The sequence below is a fragment of the Micromonospora sp. NPDC047465 genome (genome assembly GCF_040643125.1).
Lineage (GTDB): Bacteria > Actinomycetota > Actinomycetes > Mycobacteriales > Micromonosporaceae > Micromonospora.
In genome coordinates, this window is record NZ_JBEYTP010000004.1 from 156,252 (window position 1) to 175,180 (window position 18,929).

Annotated in this window: 17 protein-coding genes and 2 pseudogenes; 8 read left to right on the top strand and 11 right to left on the bottom strand. The window is 73.7% G+C overall.

Annotated elements, in window-relative coordinates; genetic code table 11:
- Window positions 1-4 precede the first annotated feature (4 nt).
- On the top strand, window positions 5-409 hold the full coding sequence (locus ABZ793_RS06365) for a VOC family protein (protein WP_357452789.1): 405 nt from the start codon (window positions 5-7) through the stop codon (window positions 407-409).
- Window positions 410-815: 406 nt separating this feature from the next.
- Here the strand turns inward: ABZ793_RS06365 and ABZ793_RS06370 are convergent.
- The 5 genes and pseudogenes from ABZ793_RS06370 to ABZ793_RS06390 all read right to left on the bottom strand — a co-directional run.
- A pseudogene (locus tag ABZ793_RS06370) lies at window positions 816-1,265 on the bottom strand (SRPBCC family protein); the annotation flags it as partial.
- Between the two features lie 224 nt (window positions 1,266-1,489).
- Window positions 1,490-2,113, bottom strand: a complete 624-nt coding sequence (locus ABZ793_RS06375; RefSeq protein WP_357452792.1) for a hypothetical protein — start codon at window positions 2,111-2,113, stop codon at window positions 1,490-1,492.
- 109 nt (window positions 2,114-2,222) lie between these two features.
- On the bottom strand, window positions 2,223-3,512 hold the full coding sequence (locus ABZ793_RS06380; RefSeq protein WP_357452795.1) for an MFS transporter: 1,290 nt from the start codon (window positions 3,510-3,512) through the stop codon (window positions 2,223-2,225).
- On the bottom strand, window positions 3,509-4,117 hold the full coding sequence (locus ABZ793_RS06385; RefSeq protein WP_357452798.1) for a helix-turn-helix domain-containing protein: 609 nt from the start codon (window positions 4,115-4,117) through the stop codon (window positions 3,509-3,511). The genes ABZ793_RS06380 and ABZ793_RS06385 overlap by 4 nt, the downstream gene beginning before the upstream one ends.
- Window positions 4,118-4,193: 76 nt before the next feature.
- Complete coding sequence (locus tag ABZ793_RS06390) at window positions 4,194-4,811, bottom strand: pyridoxamine 5'-phosphate oxidase family protein (protein WP_357452801.1); 618 nt, start codon at window positions 4,809-4,811, stop codon at window positions 4,194-4,196.
- A gap of 148 nt (window positions 4,812-4,959) precedes the next feature.
- On the opposite strand from ABZ793_RS06390, the gene ABZ793_RS06395 reads away from it, so the two are divergent.
- The 3 genes from ABZ793_RS06395 to ABZ793_RS06405 are packed head-to-tail and all read left to right on the top strand — an operon-like array spanning window position 4,960 to window position 7,153.
- The gene (locus tag ABZ793_RS06395) at window positions 4,960-5,466 is read left to right on the top strand and encodes a DUF2231 domain-containing protein (RefSeq protein ID WP_357452804.1); all 507 of its coding nucleotides are present in this window, start codon (window positions 4,960-4,962) and stop codon (window positions 5,464-5,466) included.
- Between the two features lie 22 nt (window positions 5,467-5,488).
- Complete coding sequence (locus tag ABZ793_RS06400) at window positions 5,489-6,022, top strand: Hsp20/alpha crystallin family protein (RefSeq protein WP_357452807.1); 534 nt, start codon at window positions 5,489-5,491, stop codon at window positions 6,020-6,022.
- Between the two features lie 9 nt (window positions 6,023-6,031).
- Window positions 6,032-7,153, top strand: a complete 1,122-nt coding sequence (locus ABZ793_RS06405) for a glycosyltransferase family 9 protein (RefSeq protein ID WP_357452815.1) — start codon at window positions 6,032-6,034, stop codon at window positions 7,151-7,153.
- A gap of 52 nt (window positions 7,154-7,205) precedes the next feature.
- Here ABZ793_RS06405 and ABZ793_RS06410 read toward each other — a convergent pair whose 3' ends face one another.
- Complete coding sequence (locus tag ABZ793_RS06410) at window positions 7,206-8,084, bottom strand: glycosyltransferase (protein WP_357452818.1); 879 nt, start codon at window positions 8,082-8,084, stop codon at window positions 7,206-7,208.
- A complete protein-coding gene (gene rfaE2, locus ABZ793_RS06415) occupies window positions 8,081-10,009 on the bottom strand; it encodes a D-glycero-beta-D-manno-heptose 1-phosphate adenylyltransferase (protein ID WP_357452821.1) in 1,929 nt (642 codons plus the stop codon). Before rfaE2 ends, ABZ793_RS06410 begins: the two co-directional genes overlap by 4 nt.
- Before the next feature lie 117 nt (window positions 10,010-10,126).
- Between rfaE2 and ABZ793_RS06420 the strand changes: the two genes are divergently transcribed.
- Together ABZ793_RS06420 and ABZ793_RS06425 are read left to right on the top strand one after the other, a co-directional pair.
- A complete protein-coding gene (locus ABZ793_RS06420) occupies window positions 10,127-10,687 on the top strand; it encodes a type 1 glutamine amidotransferase domain-containing protein (RefSeq protein WP_357452824.1) in 561 nt (186 codons plus the stop codon).
- 118 nt (window positions 10,688-10,805) lie between these two features.
- Window positions 10,806-12,473, top strand: a complete 1,668-nt coding sequence (locus ABZ793_RS06425) for an MDR family MFS transporter (protein ID WP_357452827.1) — start codon at window positions 10,806-10,808, stop codon at window positions 12,471-12,473.
- A gap of 13 nt (window positions 12,474-12,486) precedes the next feature.
- On the opposite strand, the pseudogene ABZ793_RS06430 reads toward ABZ793_RS06425, so the two are convergent.
- Both ABZ793_RS06430 and ABZ793_RS06435 read right to left on the bottom strand, forming a co-directional pair.
- Window positions 12,487-13,682 (bottom strand): annotated as a pseudogene (locus ABZ793_RS06430) (RNA-guided endonuclease TnpB family protein); the annotation flags it as partial.
- A 166-nt stretch (window positions 13,683-13,848) separates the two neighbouring features.
- Window positions 13,849-14,340: an NUDIX domain-containing protein gene (locus tag ABZ793_RS06435; RefSeq protein ID WP_350701761.1), complete on the bottom strand. Its 492-nt coding sequence runs from the start codon at window positions 14,338-14,340 to the stop codon at window positions 13,849-13,851.
- Between the two features lie 98 nt (window positions 14,341-14,438).
- On the opposite strand from ABZ793_RS06435, the gene ABZ793_RS06440 reads away from it, so the two are divergent.
- The gene (locus tag ABZ793_RS06440) at window positions 14,439-16,073 is read left to right on the top strand and encodes a fatty acid--CoA ligase (protein ID WP_357453178.1); all 1,635 of its coding nucleotides are present in this window, start codon (window positions 14,439-14,441) and stop codon (window positions 16,071-16,073) included.
- A 273-nt stretch (window positions 16,074-16,346) separates the two neighbouring features.
- Here the strand turns inward: ABZ793_RS06440 and ABZ793_RS06445 are convergent, their stop codons facing one another.
- The gene (locus ABZ793_RS06445; RefSeq protein ID WP_357452830.1) at window positions 16,347-17,363 is read right to left on the bottom strand and encodes an NADPH:quinone reductase; all 1,017 of its coding nucleotides are present in this window, start codon (window positions 17,361-17,363) and stop codon (window positions 16,347-16,349) included.
- A 261-nt stretch (window positions 17,364-17,624) separates the two neighbouring features.
- On the opposite strand from ABZ793_RS06445, the gene ABZ793_RS06450 reads away from it, so the two are divergent.
- Entirely contained in the window at window positions 17,625-18,149 is a 525-nt protein-coding gene (locus ABZ793_RS06450) for a class I SAM-dependent methyltransferase (RefSeq protein WP_357452834.1), read from the top strand.
- A 4-nt stretch (window positions 18,150-18,153) separates the two neighbouring features.
- Here the strand turns inward: ABZ793_RS06450 and ABZ793_RS06455 are convergent, their stop codons facing one another.
- Window positions 18,154-18,825 (bottom strand): HAD family phosphatase, encoded by a 672-nt coding sequence (locus tag ABZ793_RS06455; RefSeq protein WP_357452837.1) that lies wholly within the window; start codon window positions 18,823-18,825, stop codon window positions 18,154-18,156.
- Window positions 18,826-18,929: the final 104 nt, after the last annotated feature.

Below are 18,929 nucleotides of genomic sequence, written 5' to 3' on the forward strand. Positions count from 1 at the left end.
CCTCATGCAGTACGCACCGGTCGTCGTCAGCCTGCCGATCGCCGACCGCCCGACCTCGTACCGCTTCTATTCGGAAGGGCTCGGCCTGGACGCCGTCGGGGAACCGGCGGAGGACGGCATCCCCGAGCCGTTGCAGTTCGCGCTCAACGACGGTCTCCGGGTCATGCTGGTGCCGGTTGGCGGCTTCGGCTGGGTCATCGGCCGTCACGAGGTCGCCCGGCGCGGGCACAGCGAGTGCGTCCTCAGCCTGTCGGCGGCGACGTCGGCCGAGGCGGCCCAGCTCGTCGAGCGGGCCCGGGCCGCCGGCGCGGAGGTGGTCGTCGAGCCGGGCCAGCAGCCGTGGGGCTTCGCGGGCGCCTTCGCCGATCCGGACGGCCACCTGTGGATGGTGTCCGCGGAGACGGCCTGACGCCGCCCGCGAAAGGAAGCGCGCCACGCGGCCGTCTCAGCCATCCCCGCGCGGACGGGGCGGCGGGCGGCCGGGGTCGGGATGGGCACGAGCGACCGGCCCAGGTCACGGGACCTGGGCCGGTCGCTGGCGCTCCTGGGCGTACGGGAAAGGTTCAGAGCGTGCGGTGCGGGTAGCCGGCGGTCCCGGTCTCCGGCACCACATACCCCGCGTCGGTCCCGGTGGCCGGACGGCCGTTCTCGTCGGTGTCGGAGCGGCGCTTCGTGGCCGCGGCGGCTCCGGCCGCCGCCGCCCCGGCCACCGCGGCGCCCGCGGCCACGGCCTTGCCGGACACCCCGGCCTTGCCGCTGTCGCCCCGCGTGCCCGCGGCGTGCTCGACGCCCGGCGTGCCGACCCCGAGGCCGCCGTCGACCGTGCCGCGCCAGGCCCCGGTCTCCACGCCGCGCTCCTCGATGTACGACTTGAACTTGCGCAGGTCGGACTCGGCCTGCCGCTCGACGATGTTCAGCTTGTCGCCGGCCTTCTCGATCATGCCCTCGGGCTCGTACTCCAGGTGCAGCCGGACGATGGTGCGGTCGGGACCGACGGGCTGGAAGTAGACCGCCCCCGCGTTGGTCGCGCCCTCGGTGGCCGCCCACGCCACCTTCTGGTCGGGCACCTGCTCCAGGACCGTCGCGTCCCACTCACGCTTGACGCCCGCGATCTCGGCGACCCAGTGCATCCGTCGGTCGTCGAGCTGACGCACCTCGCGGACGCCCCCCATGAACCGGGGAAACTCCTCGAACTGCGTCCACTGGTTGTACGCGGTGCTGACCGGAACCTGCACTTCGATGGACTTCTCGACCTTCGTGGTCACGGGTGATCCTCCTCGTTGGTCGAACTGCTCTCGTCGGAGGGGAGAGCCGTCCCTCGTCCGTGTGACCTCCTACCCCCGGTGATGGCGCTCAATCGCCAGACCTGGCGGAACACCACATCGGACAGCGAGCCTGACGTCGGCGAGCCGGGCGAGGGACGTGCCGTCGACCCGCGGCGGCCGGGCGGGCGGGATGCCGACCCGGGCCTGCCGTCCGGTACGAGGGCTCAGCCGTCCGCGCGGTCCGGGCTGTCCAGCCGGAAGAAGTTGCTCTGCCGCCCGTCGGCGCGTTCCTCCTGGTAGATGAAGTTCAACCGGCGCTTGTCGAAGGCCTCGAACCACTCCTCCCAGCTGATCTCACGCAGCCGGTCCTCGCGTCCGTTGGCGGGGAAGTCGAAGCGCAGGACGCCCGCGTGGCCGTCGTGGTCGGTGCCGTCGACGGTGCACGGCACGCCCTTGCGGGCCTCGGCCCACTGCCGGATGACCTCGTGGTCGGTGGTGACCAGGCTGCGGCCCGGCCGCTCCGGCTCGTCGTCCACGGAGTCGATGACCTGCGAGTACCTGACCGACGTGGAGGTCTGCGCGCCGGTCCGGATGCCGCCGGACGAGGAGCCCGAGGAGCCGGGCCCGGAGGAGTCCCGGCCGTCCCGGAGGCTCGTGACCAGGGCCTCGACCAGGTCGTCCTTCTTCATGTCGGCGGTGTCGGTGACGCCGCGCCGGCGCAGCCGGTCGCGCAGGTCGTCGACCTTCATCCGGGCGATCTCGCTCTCGTTGATGTCCGGGGTGTTCGGCGTCTGGTTGCCCGGGGGGTTCTTGGTCGCGGTCGACCCCGAGCTGCTTCGCGTGGGCATGGGAGGTCCGTCCTTCCTTCGACCCGTGTCCAGAGAATGGCGCCGTGTGACGCGCCGGGCCGTCCCCGATAGCAGTACCCTCGGCGGCCACCTCAAACGTCCGGCCCCGTCAGTCGGCCTGTTCCGGCAGGTCACGGAGGTGGCGGACCGGCGAGAAGAACACCCAGAGCACCCCGGCGAGGGCGCCCGCCGTCGCGATCCACAGTGCCGGCCGGACGCCGAGGGTGCTGCCGAGCGCGCCGCCGAGCAGCGCGCCGATCGGCCGGATGCCGTAGTTGATGGTGCGCCGAGCCCCGGCCACCCGGGCCAGCAGCGTCTGCGGGGTCAGCGCCGTCTGCACCGAGCCGGTCGTGATGTCGAGCAGCATCACCCCGATCGCGGCGAGGAACTCCGCGGCGAAGAGCATCCCGACGACCAGCGGTGTCGGCCCGCCGGCGAGCGGAATGAGCAGCATGGGGGCAGGGAAGAGGACGAACCCGGCCAGCAGCGTCAGCCCGACGCCGAAGCGGCGGACCAGCGGGCCGGTCAGCGCCGCGCCGATCAGGCCACCCACCGCGCCCGCGCCCAGCACCGCGCCCAGCAGGCCGGGCGAGAGGCCGAGTTCCTGCGTGGCGTAGAGCACGAACAGCGCGGCCAGCATGAAGTTGAACAGGTTGAGCGTGGTGGTGCCGAGCAGGATCGCGCGTATCATCGGTGTCCGCGCGATGAAGCCCAGCCCACCGCCGAGGGCCAGGCCGCCGCGGGCGGGCGCCGGCTCCGTCGGCCGGATCCGCATCAGGAAGTACGCGGACACGACGTACGACAGGGCGTCGGCGATCAGGGCGATCGGCGCGGTGAGCACCTGTACGAGGGCCCCGCCGATGCTTGGCCCGGCCACGTGGGACATCGCCCGGCTGCCGTTGACCAGGGTGTTCGCCTCGACGTAGTCGGGTCGGGCCACGATGGAGACGAAGAGCGGCCCTCGGGCGACCTCGAAGAGCACGGCGAGCGTGCCGACCGCGAAGGCCACCACGTAGAGCTGGGTCAGGGTGAGCACGCCCAGCAGGTAGGCGACCGGCACGGCGGTGAGCAGCAGCGCCCGGCCGAGGTCGGTGAGGATCATGAGTCGGCGCTTGTGCGGGTACCGGTCCACCCAGGCGCCGGCGAGCAGCGAGAAGAGCAGGTTCGGGACGAGCGCGGCGGCGGTCAGGTAGCCCATCTCGGCGGGCGTGGCCTGGAACACCAGCACGGCCAGCAGCGGCAGGGCCAGAGCGGAGATCTCGTCGCCGAAGTACGACACGGTCTGCGCCGACCAGTACCGGCGGAACACCCTATCGCGCAGCAGCCGGGGCAGCGGACCGCGTCGGGACGGGCTGCCGGGCGGGGCGGTGACCGGGGTGGCGGTCGCCTCGGCGCTCATCGCGCACCGCCCTGCTCGCCGGCGGAGGCTCCGGCCGGCGGCGGATCGGTGAGGACGGCCAGGTGCATGAGGCTGACCTTCCGGCTGCCGGCCGGACGTTTCGTCGGGTCGGTGATCCGGTCGTCGTACTCCGCGAGCAGGGCTTCGATCCGCGCGGTCAGCTCGGCCATCTCGTCGGGGGTGACGTGCACAGGGCGGTCGCTGAACCCCGTGACCGCCCGCCATTCCGTCGGCTCGTCGGCCCGTCGGCTCAGGAACTCCTCGGCGCGGCGGGTGTAGAGGGCGAGCTGGACGGCGTTCAGCTCGTCGACGGCCGCCCGCGTCCGGGGGTCGTCGGAGGCGTCGTCCCAGGAGGTGTTGAGGGCGGTGGCCCGCCAGGGCCGTTCCCGGGCGTCGGCGCCGGGCGCCCGCTCGGCCAGCCCGTACTTGGCGAGCTGTCGCAGGTGGAACGAGCAGTTCGGCACGCTCTCGCCGAGGCGCTCGGCGGCCTGGGTGGCGGTCAACGGGCCCTGCTGCCGCAGCAGCCCGATCAGGGCCATCCGCAGCGGGTGCGCGTAGCCGCGCAGGGCCTTGGGGTCGGAGAGCTTCACCTCGGGTAGGGACATACCCTAAAGCTATCTTTATAAAGATGTCTTTAGCAATGGCGGAGGCGAGGCGGCCGGAACCGCACCGGGACGGCCGTCAGGAATAGATCGTGGCGGCGTAGCCCGGGCCGTAGTGACGCTCCAGGTCGGCCAGACTCTCGGCCGGGTTCTCGACCTCCTTGATCAGCCGGGCCCGGGACGGCAGCGCTTCCGGCTGCCAGCTCTCCGGCTGCCAGAGCTGCGAGCGCAGGAACGCCTTGGCGCAGTGGTAGAAGATCTGCTCGATCTCCACGACCACGGCGAGGATCGGGCGGTGACCCTTCACCACCATGTCGTCGAACCACGGGGCGTCCCGGACCAGCCGCGCACGGCCGTTGATCCGCAGCGTGTCGGTGCGCCCGGGGATCAGGAAGAGCAGCCCGACGTGCGGGTTGTCGAGGATGTTGCGGTAGCCGTCGGCGCGCCGGTTGCCCGGCCGCTCGGGGATCGCGATGGTCCGGTCGTCCAGCACCAGCGCGAAGCCGGGCGGGTCGCCCTTCGGCGAGACGTCGCAGCTGCCGTCCGCGCCGGCCGTCGCCACCAGGCAGAACGGTGACGCGGCGAGCCACTGCCGGTCCCTTTCGTGCAGGACGGGCCGTTCCTTGGCCAGCACCCGCGGGATCGGCGCCCCCAGCAGCTCGCGCAGTTCCTCGTGCGACGTGATCTCCACCGTCACGTGACCCTCCCCCGTGCGTTGGTTCCGGTGGCGGCGTGGCCGCCGCCCGCCAGCCTAGGGGGAGGCGGCCGGCGCGAGGTTTGCCCGTCGGCGGCGGGGGTACCGCCTCACCCGACGCGCCCGGACAGACCGAGCAGTGGAGGCCCGGATGGAGAGCCGACTCAAGGTGCTGGGCCACCCCGTCCACCCGATGCTGGTGATGTTCCCGGTGGCCCTGCTGGTCACCGCGGTCCTGTTCGACGTGGTGGACACCGTCGGCGGGCCGGACTTCCTCGGCGAGGTCGCGTACTGGAACATCACCGTCGGCCTGGTCGGCGGCCTGCTGGCCGCGGCGGCCGGGACGTTCGACCTCCTGGCCATCCCGTCGGGGACCCGCGCCAAGCGGGTGGGGCTGAGCCATGCCGCCGCCAACCTCGCCGTGATCCTGCTGTTCGCGGCGACCTGGGTGGTGCGGCTCAACGCCGACTCCCGGGCCGCCGGCGGCGCGCTGATCGCCATCGAGGTGGTCGCGCTGGCCATCCTCGGCATCAGCGCCTGGCTCGGCGGGGAACTGGTCGACCGGCTCGGCGTCGGTGTGGACCGGGACGCCGGCCTGGACGCGCCCAGCTCACTGAGGCCCTCGGCGGCCACCCACCGGATCGGAGAGGTGCGATGAGCGAGCACAGCGGAGGGCCGGCATGAGTGAGCAGGGCGGCGGGTCCGGCCGGGGCTGGCGCGGGCGGCAGCAGGGCTGGGACCCGATGGGCGAGTTGCAGTCCCTGCGCTCCGAGCTGCGCCGGCTGGTCGGCGGGCGGGCCGGGCCGCCGGACGTCGAGCTGGCCGAGACCGCCGACGGCTGGGAGGTCGTGGTGCGGCTGCCCGGGGTGGCGCCGGAGGAGGTGGCGGTCGAGCTGGACGACCGCGAGCTGTGCGTCCGGGCCCGCTCCGAGGCCGAGGTCAACGCCGACCAGGGCATCCCCGGCGGCTTCGAGACGCGGGGCTTCGAGTACAGGGTCGACCTGCCCGCCCGCGTGGACCCGGACGCCATCGACGCGGTGATGGACCATGGCCTGCTCCGGGTCCGGCTGCCCCGGGCCGCCCGCCCCACACCCCGCACCATCACCGTCGGCCGCCCCGGTGCCCCGGTGGGCACGCGGACCGTCGTCGACCCGGCCGCCGACCGGGAGATGCACCACCCGGACATCGCCGTCGGCGAGACCGACCGGCCGTAGCGGGGGCCCGTGGTCACCCCGGACGTGCTCGGCCCGGTCGCCGGGCGCGTGCCCGACGTCGAGCGGATCGCCGTGCTGCGCGCCAACGCGCTCGGCGACTTCATCTTCGTCCTGCCGGCGCTGGACGCGCTGCGCGCCGCGTACCCGGAGGCGGAGATCGTGCTGCTCGGCGCGCCGTGGCACGCGAAGCTCTGGCGCGACCGGCCCGGCCCGGTGGACCGGGTCATGGTGGTGCCGCCCGCGCCCGGGATCCGCCACCTTGAGCCGGACGAGCCGGAGTCGTCGACGGACGACTTCCTCACCGCGGCGCGCAAGGAGCGCTTCGACCTGGCGCTCCAGGTGCACGGCGGGGGCGCCAACTCCAACCCGTTCGTCGGCGCGCTCGGCGCCCGGGTCACCGCCGGGCTGCGCGCCGAGGACGCGCCGCCGCTGGACCGCTGGATCCGGTACGTCTACTACCAGCACGAGGTGGTCCGCTACCTGGAGGTGGCCGCGCTGGTGGGTGCGCCGGCCACCACGGTCGTCCCGACGCTGACCGTCACCGACGCCGACCGGGCCGAAGCGGCCGAGGTGCTCGGCCCACCGCAGCGGCCCAGGGTCGCGCTCCACCCCGGCGCGACGGACACCCGCCGGCGCTGGCCCGCCGAACGATTCGCCGGGGTCGCCCGCGACCTGGTCGGAGACGGGTACGAGGTGCTGGTCACCGGCACCCCAGCGGAGCAGGAGGTGGTCGACCGGGTGGTCGCGGCGGCCGGGGTGCCGGTCCGGCCGCAGGTGGGCACGCTCAGCCTCGGCGGGCTGGCCGGCTGTTACGCCGGCTGCGAACTGGTGATCTCCAACGACACCGGGCCGCTGCACCTCGCCGCCGCCGTGGGCACCGCGACCGTCGGCGTCTACTGGGTCGGCAACCTGATCAACGTGGCGAACATGCTGCGCGGCCGGCACCGGCCGATCGCCTCGTGGACGGTGCTCTGCCCGGTCTGCGGGGTGGACTGCACCCCCGGCATCTACCCGCACCGCCCCGGCGACGGCGAGTGCCCGCACCGGGATTCGTTCGTCACCGACGTGCCGGTGGTGGAGGTGGTGGAGGCGGCCCGCGAGCTGCTGCACCCCGAGCCCGGCGCGCCCTGAGCACGGTGCCCCGAGCCCGGCGCGCCCCGAGCACGGCCGCCGGTCGCGGGGTTCAGGCCGGCTGGGCCGCGTCCTCCTCGGCGAGCACGACCTCCCACGCCTCCACGTCCCGGTCGGTGACGGTGGTCGGCGACTCCAGGTGGTACGCGCCGCTGGGCAGGACGCCGGCGCCGCCGTGGCGCGCCAACACGGCGAGCTGGGCGGCGACGTCCTCGCCCTGGTGCTTCTCCTGCACCCGCCGCCAGAAGTCGAACCCGCCGGAATCGAGGAGCTTGGCCCGGTCGTAGAGCACGCAGCCGCCGATCCAGGACACCTTGTACGCCCGCCAGGCCCCCGACGGCAGGTCGAGCGTCCGCGTGACGTGCAGCAGGTTCGCCGCCGAGTGGATCGACGCCCGGTCCCACTCGGGGGTGCCCGGGCGGATCCGTTCCGGCGTGGGCCGCCCGGTCCACTCCTCGTAGTGCCGGTGCGTGTCCGGCCGGACGTCGTCGGCGTACGACAGCCCGTGCACGGCGTTGCCGACGAAGCCGCAGCCCAGCTCCTCGATGGCGGTCACCAGCCGGCCCAGGGTGCCCGGTTCCAGCCAGACGTCGTCGTCGAGGCAGAGCACGTACCGGGCGGCGGAGGCGGAGAGCAGGTAGGCCCGGTGCTCGGCCAGCCCGCGCCGGGGCAGCCGGCGGGTCAGCAGCACCGGGTGCCCCCGGTGGCGCAGCGCCCGGACCATGGTGGCCGACGCCGGGTGCCGGTAGGCGGCGTCGCCGTCGGACTGGTCGCTGACCACCACCCCGAAGCCGGGCACGCCCTCCTGGGCGGCCAGCCCGGAGAGCGTGACCGCCAGCTCGGCCGGGCGGTTGCGGGTCGGGATCAGCACGTCGAGCAGCCGCTCGGCGCGGAACCGCTCGGCCGTGCCGAGGTCGAGCGGGCGGCTCACGACGGCTTGCTCGTCAGGGAGGAGTCCCCCTGGGGTTCCTGGCTGTGCGACCGGATCCGGTCGATGATCGCCGAGGTGGACCGGTCCGGCACGTACCCGAGGGTGCGGACCTGCCCGCCGAGCCGGCGCACCAGCGGGCCCTCCGGGACCATCTCCGGCGGGTAGTCGCCGCCCTTGACGTACACGTCGGGGCGGACGGTCTCGATGAGACCTGCCGGGGAGTCCTCCTCGAAGACCACCACGTGGTCGACGCAGGCCAGCGCGGCCAACAGCGCGATCCGGTCCTCGACCGGGTTAACCGGCCGGTCCGGGCCCTTGAGCCGGCGTACGCTGCCGTCGGAGTTGACCGCCACCACCAGCAGGTCGCCGAGCGCCCGGGCCTGTTCCAGGTACCGCACGTGGCCGCGGTGCAGCACGTCGAAGCAGCCGTTGGTGAAGACGATCGAGCGGCCCGCCCGGCGGTGCTCCGCGACGAGCGCGGCCAGTTCTTCGGCCCCCACCAGCGACCGGTGGCCCGCCCCGTCGACCGGCACGTCCAGGGCCGCGAGCAGGTCCTCCCGGCGGCACACGCAGGTGCCGGTGTCGGAGACCGTGATGGTCGCGGCGAGCTGGGCCAGTTGGGCGGCGGTCGGCAGCGGCGCGTCGGCGGCCAGCGCCAGCGTCATCGCCGCCAGGTACGCGTCCCCCGCCCCGACCGCGTGGCTGGCGGGCACCGGGGTGCTGTGGCTGCGCCGGGGCTCGCCGTCGGCCCCGCCGACCACCGCCCCCTCCGTGTCGAGGGTCACCGCCACCACGTCGGCGCCGGTGTGCGCGCGCAGTTCGGCGAGGCGGGACTCGGCCAGCACCGCCCGGTCGACGCCCTCGCCCGCCGTGGCGTTGACGGTGACGCCGGTGCCGGTCACGGTGAGCCCGTCCCCGGTCATCGCCACCCGGCCCTCGCCGGGCGTCGGCTCGCCGGTCGGCCCGACACCGCCGCGGACGGGGCCCGCCCCGTGCCCGGTCGGTCCCGCTCCGCCGCCGGCCGGGTGGGTCCCGGGCAGGCCACCGGCGTTTCCGGCCGGGTGGGTTCCGGGCAGGCCGCCGGCGTTCCCGGTCAGGCCCGTCGCGTCGGGGTGGCGGATGCCGTGGAGCGGCCCGAGGCCGCCCGGCGCGGCGCCCACCGTGAGTTCGGAGGGGCCGTCGGCCGGATCGCCGTCGGGGTGGTCCAGGTGCAGCTCGGTCGCGTGGGCCGGCCGGGTGCCGGCGGCCCGGGCGAGCAGCCGGGTCGCCTCGGCGAAGCTCGGGGTCACCACGGTCGGGGCGAGGCCACGCCAGTCGGCCAGGTCGTGGGCGTCCAGGGCGACCGTCGCGTACCGCTCCCGCTGGGCGACCAGCCAGGCGCGCACCGGAGCGGGCAGCGCGCCCAGGCCGTAGTCGCAGACCACCAGGGTGGGCGCCTCGCCACCGGCGGCGGCGCGCAGCTCCTCGGTGGCGCAGTCCAGTGCCGTGAGCAGCCGGGCCACCCCGTCGTCGTCGAGCGCGTCGTCCGGGTCGCCGGAGTCCTCGCGCAGCAGGATCTGGTTGCCGGCCAGCATGCGCCGCTTCACCGGCGTCGGGCGGCCGGGCTGGTTGACCGTACGGTCCCAGACGCCGGCCCGGTCCAGACAGTCGTGCAACTCGTCCCCGGCGACGTCCGCGCCGACCGGTGCGACCAGCACCGCCCGGCCCCCGAGCGCCGCGACGTTCACCGCGGTGTTCGCCGCCCCGCCGGCCGCCGAGATCCGCCGGCGCAGGGTGAGGACGGGGGCGGGCGCCTCCCGGCAGAGCCGGTCGGACTCGGCGAACCGCCAGTCGTCGAGCATGGCGTCGCCGATGACCAGGACGGGACGCCCCAGCCAGCCCTCCACCACGGTGGCGAGCCGGCGCTGTTCCGCTGCTGCTGCCATGCCTCCCGGGGTCCCCCTCGGCACCCCCGTCAAACCTGGGCGCACCCTCGGCGCGGGTTTCGGGCACCGGGCCCCGGGAAGGGACGGACGGTACCCCGGAGAGGAGAGGACACCGACATGGCAGCGACGACACTTCAGGGCAAGCGGATCGCGTTCCTGGCCGCCGACGGCGTGGAGGAGGTCGAGTACGTCCAGCCCCGCGAGGCGGTGGAGCGGGCCGGCGCCACGGCGGTGCTGGTCTCGCTCAGGCCCGGCACGATCCGGTCCTTCGACCACCTGGACCAGTCCACCGCGTACGACGTGGACGTGACCGTGGCCGACGCGGACGCGGGCGGCTACGACGCGCTGGTGCTGCCCGGCGGGGTGGCGAACCCGGACTTCCTGCGGACCGACCCGGACGCGGTGCGCTTCGTCAGGGGGTTCTTCGACGCCGGCAAGCCGGTCGGGGTGATCTGCCACGGCCCGTGGACGCTCATCGAGGCGGACGTGGTGCGGGGCCGCCGGATGACCTCCTGGCCGAGCCTGCGCACCGACCTGACGAACGCGGGCGCGACCTGGGTCGACGAGCAGGTCGTCACGGACGACGGGCTGGTCAGCAGCCGAAAGCCCGGCGATTTGCCGGCCTTCTGCGCGAAGATCGTCGAGGAGTTCGCCGAGGGTCCGCACCCGTCCCGGTGACCCCTCGCCGACCAGTGCGGTCGGCGGGCCGACGGCCGGCACCGCCGGCCCACCACGGTCGACCCGACCGGCGACCAGCCGGCACGCATGTTTCGGGTGGGCGGGGAAAGGACCTGGGATGACCACGGAAGCCCCGGTGCTCAACAGGCGGCAGATCCGGCTGCTCATGTTCGGCCTGATGACCGGCATGCTGCTGGCCGCGCTCGACCAGACGATCGTCGGCACCGCCCTGCCGACGATCGTCGGCGAGCTGGGCGGGATCAACCACTACTCGTGGGTGGTCACCGCGTACCTGCTCGCCTCCACGGCCTCGACGCCGCTCTACGGCAAGATGGCCGACCTGTACGGGCGTCGCCCGGTGTTCCTCTTCTCCATCGGCACGTTCCTGCTCGGCTCGCTGCTGGCCGGCCTGTCGCAGGACATGACCCAGCTCATCGTCACCCGCGGGATCCAGGGTCTCGGCGCCGGCGGCCTGATGACGCTGGCGTTCACCATCATCTCGGACGTGGTCACGCCCCGGGAACGCGGTCGCTACCAGGGGCTGTTCGGGGCGGTCTTCGGCCTCTCCTCGGTCGCCGGGCCGCTGGTCGGCGGCTACTTCGCCGAGACCGACTGGCGGTGGATCTTCTACGTCAACGTGCCGCTGGCGATCCTGGCGATCGTGGTCTGCTCCCGGGTGATGCGGCTGATCCCGTTCACCCGGCGCGACCACGCGATCGACTGGCTCGGCGCGGCGCTGCTGGTCGCCGGGGTGAGCTGCCTGCTGCTCGCGCTGAGCTGGGGCGGCAACGAGTACGCCTGGGGCTCCGGTGTGATCATCGGGCTCTTCGTCGCGGGCGCGGTGCTCGGCGTGCTCTTCGTGCTCCAGGAGGCCCGGGTGGCCGAGCCGATCCTGCCGCTGCGGCTGTTCCGCAGCGCCACCTTCGCCCTGGCCAACAGCGCCGGCTTCGTGCTCGGCCTGGTGATGTTCGGGTCGATCATCTTCATCCCGCTCTACCTCCAGATCGTCAAGGGCGCCTCGCCGACCCGCAGCGGCCTGCTGATGCTGCCGATGATGGCCGGCATCATCGTCACCTCGGTGCTGACCGGCCGGGCGATGAGTCGGATCGGGCGGTACAAGTGGTTCCCCGTGGCCGGTGCGGCGGTGCTGGTGGTCGGCATGCTGCTGTTCACCCGGCTGGAGGTGGGCACCACGCTCTGGGCGGCCTTCGGCTTCATGGTGGTGATCGGTGTCGGGCTGGGGCTCTGCATGCAGTCGCTGATCCTGGCCGTGCAGAACGCCGCCTCGATGCGGGACCTGGGCGCCGGCACCGCGTCGGCGACGTTCTTCCGGTCGCTGGGCGGGTCGTTCGGCGTCGCCATCCTCGGCGCGGTGCTGTCGTCGCGGCTCACGTCCGAGCTGGCCGGCCGGCTGCCGGGGGCGATCGCCCAGTTGCCGCCGCAGCAGCAGGCCGCGGTGGCGGCGAGCGGCGGAGCGGACGTCTCGGTCAACGACCCGGCCACCATCCTGGCCCTGCCCGCCCCCGTCCGCGCGGCCGTCCAGGTGTCGTTCGTCGAGTCGCTGCACCTGGTCTTCCTGACCACCGGACTGATCGCGATCGTGGCGGTGCTGGTCACCCTCGCGCTGCCGAACGAGAAGCTGCGCGGGGCGGGCCCCGGCGGCACCACGGGCGGCGCGGACGGCCTCGGCGGCGAGGCCCCGGCGCCGGGCGGCAAGCCGCTGTCCCGGGAATCGAAGGAGGAGGCCGCCGCCGAGATGGAGGCAAAGAGCCAGACCATGCTTTGACATCCTCCCCCGCCTAACGGCGGGGGATTCCGACCCTCGCGGGTTGGGGTTCCTGGTTCACCGCAGACCGCACGGAAGGAGGTCCTTCGTGTCTGACGTCCGCTCCGCAGGCGTTTTGCGTCTCGACCAGCCCGGCCGCGACAGCGATGTTCTTGGCGGCGTTGACGTCCCGGTCATGCCGGGTGCCGCAAACCGGACACGACCAATGCCGTGTGCCGAGGGAAAGCACAGCGAGCAGGTGCCCGCACGCCGAACACGTCTTGGACGACGGGTACCAGCGGTCCACCACGGCGAGGGTGCGGCCGTCGCGGTGCGCCTTGTAGGCAAGCAGGGTGCGGAACTCGGCCCAGCCGGTACGGGCGATCGCTTTGGCCAGGGAGCGGTTGCGGACCATGTTCGCCACCGCCAGGTCCTCCACGGCGATGGCGGCGAACCGGCGCACCAGGGCGGTGGACTGCTGGTGGAGGAAGTCCCGGCGGGCGTCGCGCACCCGCGAATGCGCCCGGGCCACCTTCCGTTTGGCTTTGGCGCGGTTGGCGGAGCCTTCTGCCGGCGGGCCATCATCCGCTGATACCGCTTGAGTCGGCGTTCGCGCCGCTCCATGTGCCTCGGATGCGGGATGCGCTCGCCGGTGGACAGCACCGCGAAGTCACTCAGGCCGAGATCCACCCCCACGACCCCGCCCGACGGTTCGGGTGGTGCGGCGGGTGCCTCGGCGTCGACGGCGAAGCTCACGAACCAGCGGCCGTCCGGGTCACGCGACACCGTCACCATCGTTGGATCCAACCCCGCCGGGTCGATGTTCGGCCAGGACCACACGAACCGCAACACACCAGGTGTCTTCCCCAACGACAGGTTCCCGCCACGCAGCCGGAACGCCGACCGGGTGAAACTGGCCGACTGGCGCCCATGCCGCGACTTGTAGCGCGGATACCGGGCCCGCTTGGCAAAGAACGCCGTCATGGCGGTGTGCTGGTGCCGCAGGGTCTGCTGCAACGGCACCGACGACACCTCACCCAGAAACGCCAGGTCGGGCTGCTTCTTCATCTCCGTCAGCGCCCGATCCGTCTGGGCGTACGAGGTCGATCTGCCCTCAGCGTGGTAACGAGCATGACGGGCGGCAAGCGTGCGGTTCCACACCACCCGGATGCAACCGAACGTACGGTTCAGCACCGCCGCCTGCTCCGGGTTCGGGTACGCCCGACACCTGTACGCCGTCCGCACAGGACCAGTCTTACCACAAAGGACGATCGTGGTTGACGACGCGTTCGCCATTCCTCCCCGCCCTGAAGGACGGTGCATCCTGGCGGTGATCCGGTGACCCTCGGCTGTCACCCCGGGCGCGATCGGTGTCCGGGGTGCGCCCCGGCCCGGGTCACTTGAGGATCAGCCGGTTGGTCTGCTCGAAGACGTCGAGGTCGGCGAGGGTCTCGGGGACGCTCGTGGAGAGCGGGGCCGGGAACTGCTCCCGGTGGAAGAAGCCGGCGTCGACGGTCTCGTCGGTGACCCGGGCCAGGTTGCCGTCCCACTCCTCGACGCGGAACGCGGTCGTGAAGATCTGGTACGTGTGGCCGTACATGTTGGTGTGGGTGCGGTCCGGGCCGGTGTAGAGGGCGAAGGCGCTGACCCGCAGGGCGCGCAGGCCCGTCTCCTCGCGTACCTCGCGGACGGCGCAGTCGGCGATCGACTCGCCCAGCTCCATCGCCCCGGCCGGCAGGGCCCACTGGTGGTTGTCGGAGCGCTGGATCAGCAGGACGCGCCCGGCGTTGTCGCGGACCACGGCGCGGGCCCCGACGAACATCAGCGTCCGGTCACCGGCCAGGGCGCGCAACTGGCCCACGTACGAATCGGCCCAGGAGATGCTCACCCGGACAATTTACGGGGCCGGCCGGGGGCGGACGGGCTTTCCAGGGTTCCCAAGGTGTGACCGGCGACACTAATTTGTTACCCATGCGTAGCACGATGATGGACGCCCCCCTCCAGGTCGCGCGGATCCTCACCCACGGTTCGACCGTGCACGGCACGGCCGAGGTCGTCACATGGACCGGCGGCGAACCGCGCCGCATGTCGTACGCCGAGGTCGGGCGGACGGCCGCCCGGCTGGCCCACGCGCTGCGCGACGAGTGCGGGGTCACCGGCGACGAGCGGGTCGCCACCTTCATGTGGAACAACAACGAGCACCTCGTGGCCTACTTCGCGGTGCCGAGCATGGGCGCCGTGCTGCACACCCTCAACATCCGGCTCTTCCCGGAGCAGGTCGCCTACATCGCCAACCACGCCGAGGACCGGGTGGTGCTGGTCGACTCGACGCTCATCCCGCTGCTCGCCCGGGTGATCGGCGAGATGACCACGGTGCGGCACGTGGTCGTGGTCGGCGGCGGGGACCCGGCCCCGCTGGTGGTGGCGGCCGGCGACCGGATCGCCGTACACCACTGGGACGCGCTGCTGGCCGATCGGCCCGACGTCTACGACTGGCCGGAGGTGGACGAGCGCGCCGCCGCCGCCCTCTGCTACACCTCCGGGACCACCGGAAACCCCAAGGGCGTCGCCTACTCGCACCGGTCGATATACCTGCACTCCCTCCAGGTCTGCATGCCGGAGTCGTTCGGCCTCGGCCCGACCACCCGCGAGCTGGTCATCGTGCCGATGTTCCACGCGATGGCCTGGGGACTGCCCTACGCGGCGTTCATCTCCGGCGCGTCGGTGATCATGCCGGACCGGTTCCTCCAGGCCGCGCCGATCGCCGACATGATCGCCGTCGAGCGGCCCACCCTGGCCGGGGCGGTGCCGACCATCTGGAACGACCTGCTGGCCCACCTCGACGGCCACGAGGTGGACACCTCCTCGCTGCAGGAGGTGATCGTCGGCGGGTCGGCCTGCCCGCCGGCACTGATGCACGCGTTCGGCGAGCGGCACGGCATCGACATCGTGCACGCCTGGGGGATGACCGAGATGTCGCCGCTCGGCTCGGTGGCCCGCCCGCCGGCCGGGGCGACCGGCGACGACGCCTGGCGCTACCGCTACACCCAGGGCCGGGTGCCGGCCGGGGTCGAGGCCCGGATCGTCGGCCCGCTGGGCGAGCCGATGCCCGCCGACGGCACGTCCGTGGGCGAGCTGGAGGTCCGGGGGCCCTGGGTGACCGCCCGCTACCTCGGCGACGACACCCCGGACGAGGAGAAGTTCCGTGACGGCTGGCTGCGCACCGGCGACGTCGGCACCCTCTCGCCGGACGGCTACATCACCCTCACCGACCGGTCCAAGGACGTGATCAAGTCCGGCGGCGAGTGGATCTCCTCGGTGGAGCTGGAGAACGCGCTGATGGCCCACCCGGCCGTGCTGGAGGCCTGCGTGGTCGGGGTGCCCGACGAGCGCTGGGGGGAGCGGCCCCTGGCCACCGTCGTCCTCCGCGAGGGGGCGTCGGTCGACCCGGAGGAGCTGCGCGAGTTCCTGGCCGGGTCGGTGGCCCGCTGGCAGTTGCCGGAGCGCTGGGCGGTCATCGACGCGGTGCCGAAGACCAGCGTCGGCAAGTTCGACAAGAAGGTGGTGCGTTCGAGGTACGCCGAGGGCGAGCTGAGTGTCCGGGAGCTGACGGCCCCGTAACGTTTTCAGGCGCACCGTCGCCTGTTGGGGTAAGGGACGCACTCCTGAGACATCCCTCCCCAGGGGCGGCCCCGGCGTTCGCACCGCGCCGGGGCCGCCCGTTCCTTTTGCGGGGCGACCCGCACCACCATTGTTGCGAAAGTTGTTCGCCTCTGTCCCGATGACGGGGAAACTCGCGCAGATCATTGGGGGTTTGGGGCGGTGGTCCCGGCCGGCTGGCGGGCGCCCCAGCCGTCTCCCGGCGGACGCTCAGCCGCCTCCCGGCGGGGGCCGTCACCCGGGGGCGCTGGTGCTGATGAGCACCTTCCCGACCACCGAGTTCTCCACCGCCCGGTGCGCGGCGGCCGCCGCCGAGAGCGGGTGGTGGTGCAGCGGCAGGCCCGCGTCCTCGCCCACCCGGATGCCGCCCTGCGCCGCCGCGGCGGCCACGTCCACCACCGCCTGGGCCTTGGCCGCCTTCGGCTCCGTGTAGACGAGCACGAACTGCCAGCGCGCGTTCGGCACCATCGACGGCCGGATCGGCAGGGTCAGCTCGTCCCCGCCGTCGTCGGCGTAGACGCACACCGCGCCGCCGCGCCCGAGCAGTTGCACGTCGGTCGCGGCGTTGCGCGCCGCGGAGACCTCGACGATCGTGTGCACCCCGTCGGGCGCGATCTTGCGGACCTCCTCGACCACGTCCTGCTCCCGGTAGTTGACCACGAAGGACGCTCCGGCCGCCGCCGCGAGCTGCGCCTTCTCGGGGCTGCTGACCGTGGCGACCACGCAGGCGTCCGCCCACCGCGCGAGCTGGATGGCCGCGTTGCCCACCGCCCCCGCCCCGCCCTGCACGAGCACCGTGTGGTCGCTGAGCGACCCGGCGTGCAGCCTGTCCGGCGTGTACTCCCCGGCCGTCAGGCACCGGTGTGCGGTGAGGAAGGGGATGCCCAGGCAGGCCCCCACGTCGAAGGAGGCGTCGCCGAGGGGTACCGCCTGCCGGACCGGCACCACCGTGTACTCGGCTGCGGTGCCCCACGGGCGCTGCCAGGCGGCCTCCCACAGCCAGACCCGCTCGCCGGCCAACTCCCGGTCGACGCCCTCGCCGACCGACTCGATCACCCCCGCGCCGTCCTGCCCCGGCGTCTGCCAGCCGTCCGGCAGCGGCCCCTGCCGGCGCGACTTCCAGTCCGTCGGGTTCACCCCGGAGACCGCTACCCGCACCAGGACCTCGCCGGGACCCGGCTCCGGCACCGGCCGGTCGACCAGTTGCAGCACCGAGACGTCGCCGGTGCGCTCGTACACGATCGCCTTCATCCCCGTCTCCTCACCCGGCGGCCCCGGCGCGGGGCGCCGTCGGCTGCCGTACCCGGCGGACCCGCGCTCATGCCGATCTCGACGGGGCCGGAAACCGTGCAACCGGGTGACCGGCGGGAGGGAGTGGTCATGCGGGACGGGGTGGGGGCCGACGCCGAACCGGCCGGCACCGGGGAGTCGCGGGGCCGCTCGGCGACGCGCGCCGAGGTCGAGCCCGAGTCGGGGCGGGTCTGACGGGCCCGGCGTGGCTACGCTGACCGGGTGGCGACCAGGCGGGTGCCGGAGCGGCTGCGCTGGGCCGTGGACCGGCTCGACCTGCGCGCCGGCCACCGGGTGCTGGAGATCGGCTGCGGCAACGGCGTGGCCGTCGCGCTCATCTGCGCGGTGCCGGCGGTCGCCCGGGTCGTCGCGGTCGACCGGTCCGCCACCGCGCTGCGGGCCGCCGCCCAGCGCAACGCCGCGCAGGTCGCCGCCGGTCGGGCCGTCTTCCGGCACGCCGACCTGTCCACCCTGGACTCCCCCGGGGAGCGCTACGACCGGATCCTCGCGGTCAACGTCAACCTGTTCTGGACCCGGCCGCCCACGGCCGAGTTCCGCCGCCTCGCCGGCCTGCTGGCCCCCGACGGCGTGCTGCACCTGGTCTACGAGCCGCCGCACCCCGCCCGGCTGGCCCCGCTCGTCGACCGGCTCGTCGACCGGGTGGGCGCCGCGGGCTGGACCGTCGCGGAGATCGCCCGGGTCGACCGGCCGACGCCGCTGCTCGACGTGGTCGCCCGTCCGGCCTGAGCCGCTACCCGAGCCGGTCCACCGTGGCGGGGGTCAGCTCGCCCACCGCGCCCAGCACCACCGCCGCGAGCCGCTCGGCGTCCGGGTCCAGCGGGTACGACCCGTGCGGCACCGCCACCACCGTCATCCCGGCGGCGGCCGCCGACCGGACGCCGTTGGACGAGTCCTCCACGGCGACGCAGCGGGCCGGGTCGACGCCCAGCCGCCCGGCGACCGCCAGGTAGACGTCCGGCGCCGGCTTGCCCCGCTCGGTCTCCTCGGTCGACAGCGTCGCGCCGAACACGTCGGCCAGGCCCGTCGCGGCCAGCGCCGCCGCGATCAGCCGGGTCGGCGAGGAACTGGCGAGCCCCAGCGGCCACCGCCCGGCCAGCCGGCGCACGACCTCGTCGGCCCCGTCGATCAGCGGTACGCGCGCCGCGTACCGCTGGATCATCTCCTCGACCACCTCGGTGGCGACCTGCTCGGCGCTCCGGTCGACGCCCAGCTCCCCGCTGAGGTACCGGGCCCACTCGCCGGTGCTCATACCCATCAGCCGGCGCTGCGTGTCGGCCTGCCAGGTCCCGCCGTGCGCCGCCACGTACGCCCGCCGCACCTCCTCCCAGACCGGCTCCGAATCCACGATCACGCCGTCCAGGTCGAAGATCACCGCATCCGCCACGGCCCCATCCTGCCCCATCGGGCGCCGACCCGCGCCGTCCCGGACGGGCGACGACCGGGCCGACTCGCCGGGCGATGACCCGCGCCGTTTCCCGGGCGGGCGATGACCCGCGCTGTCCCGGA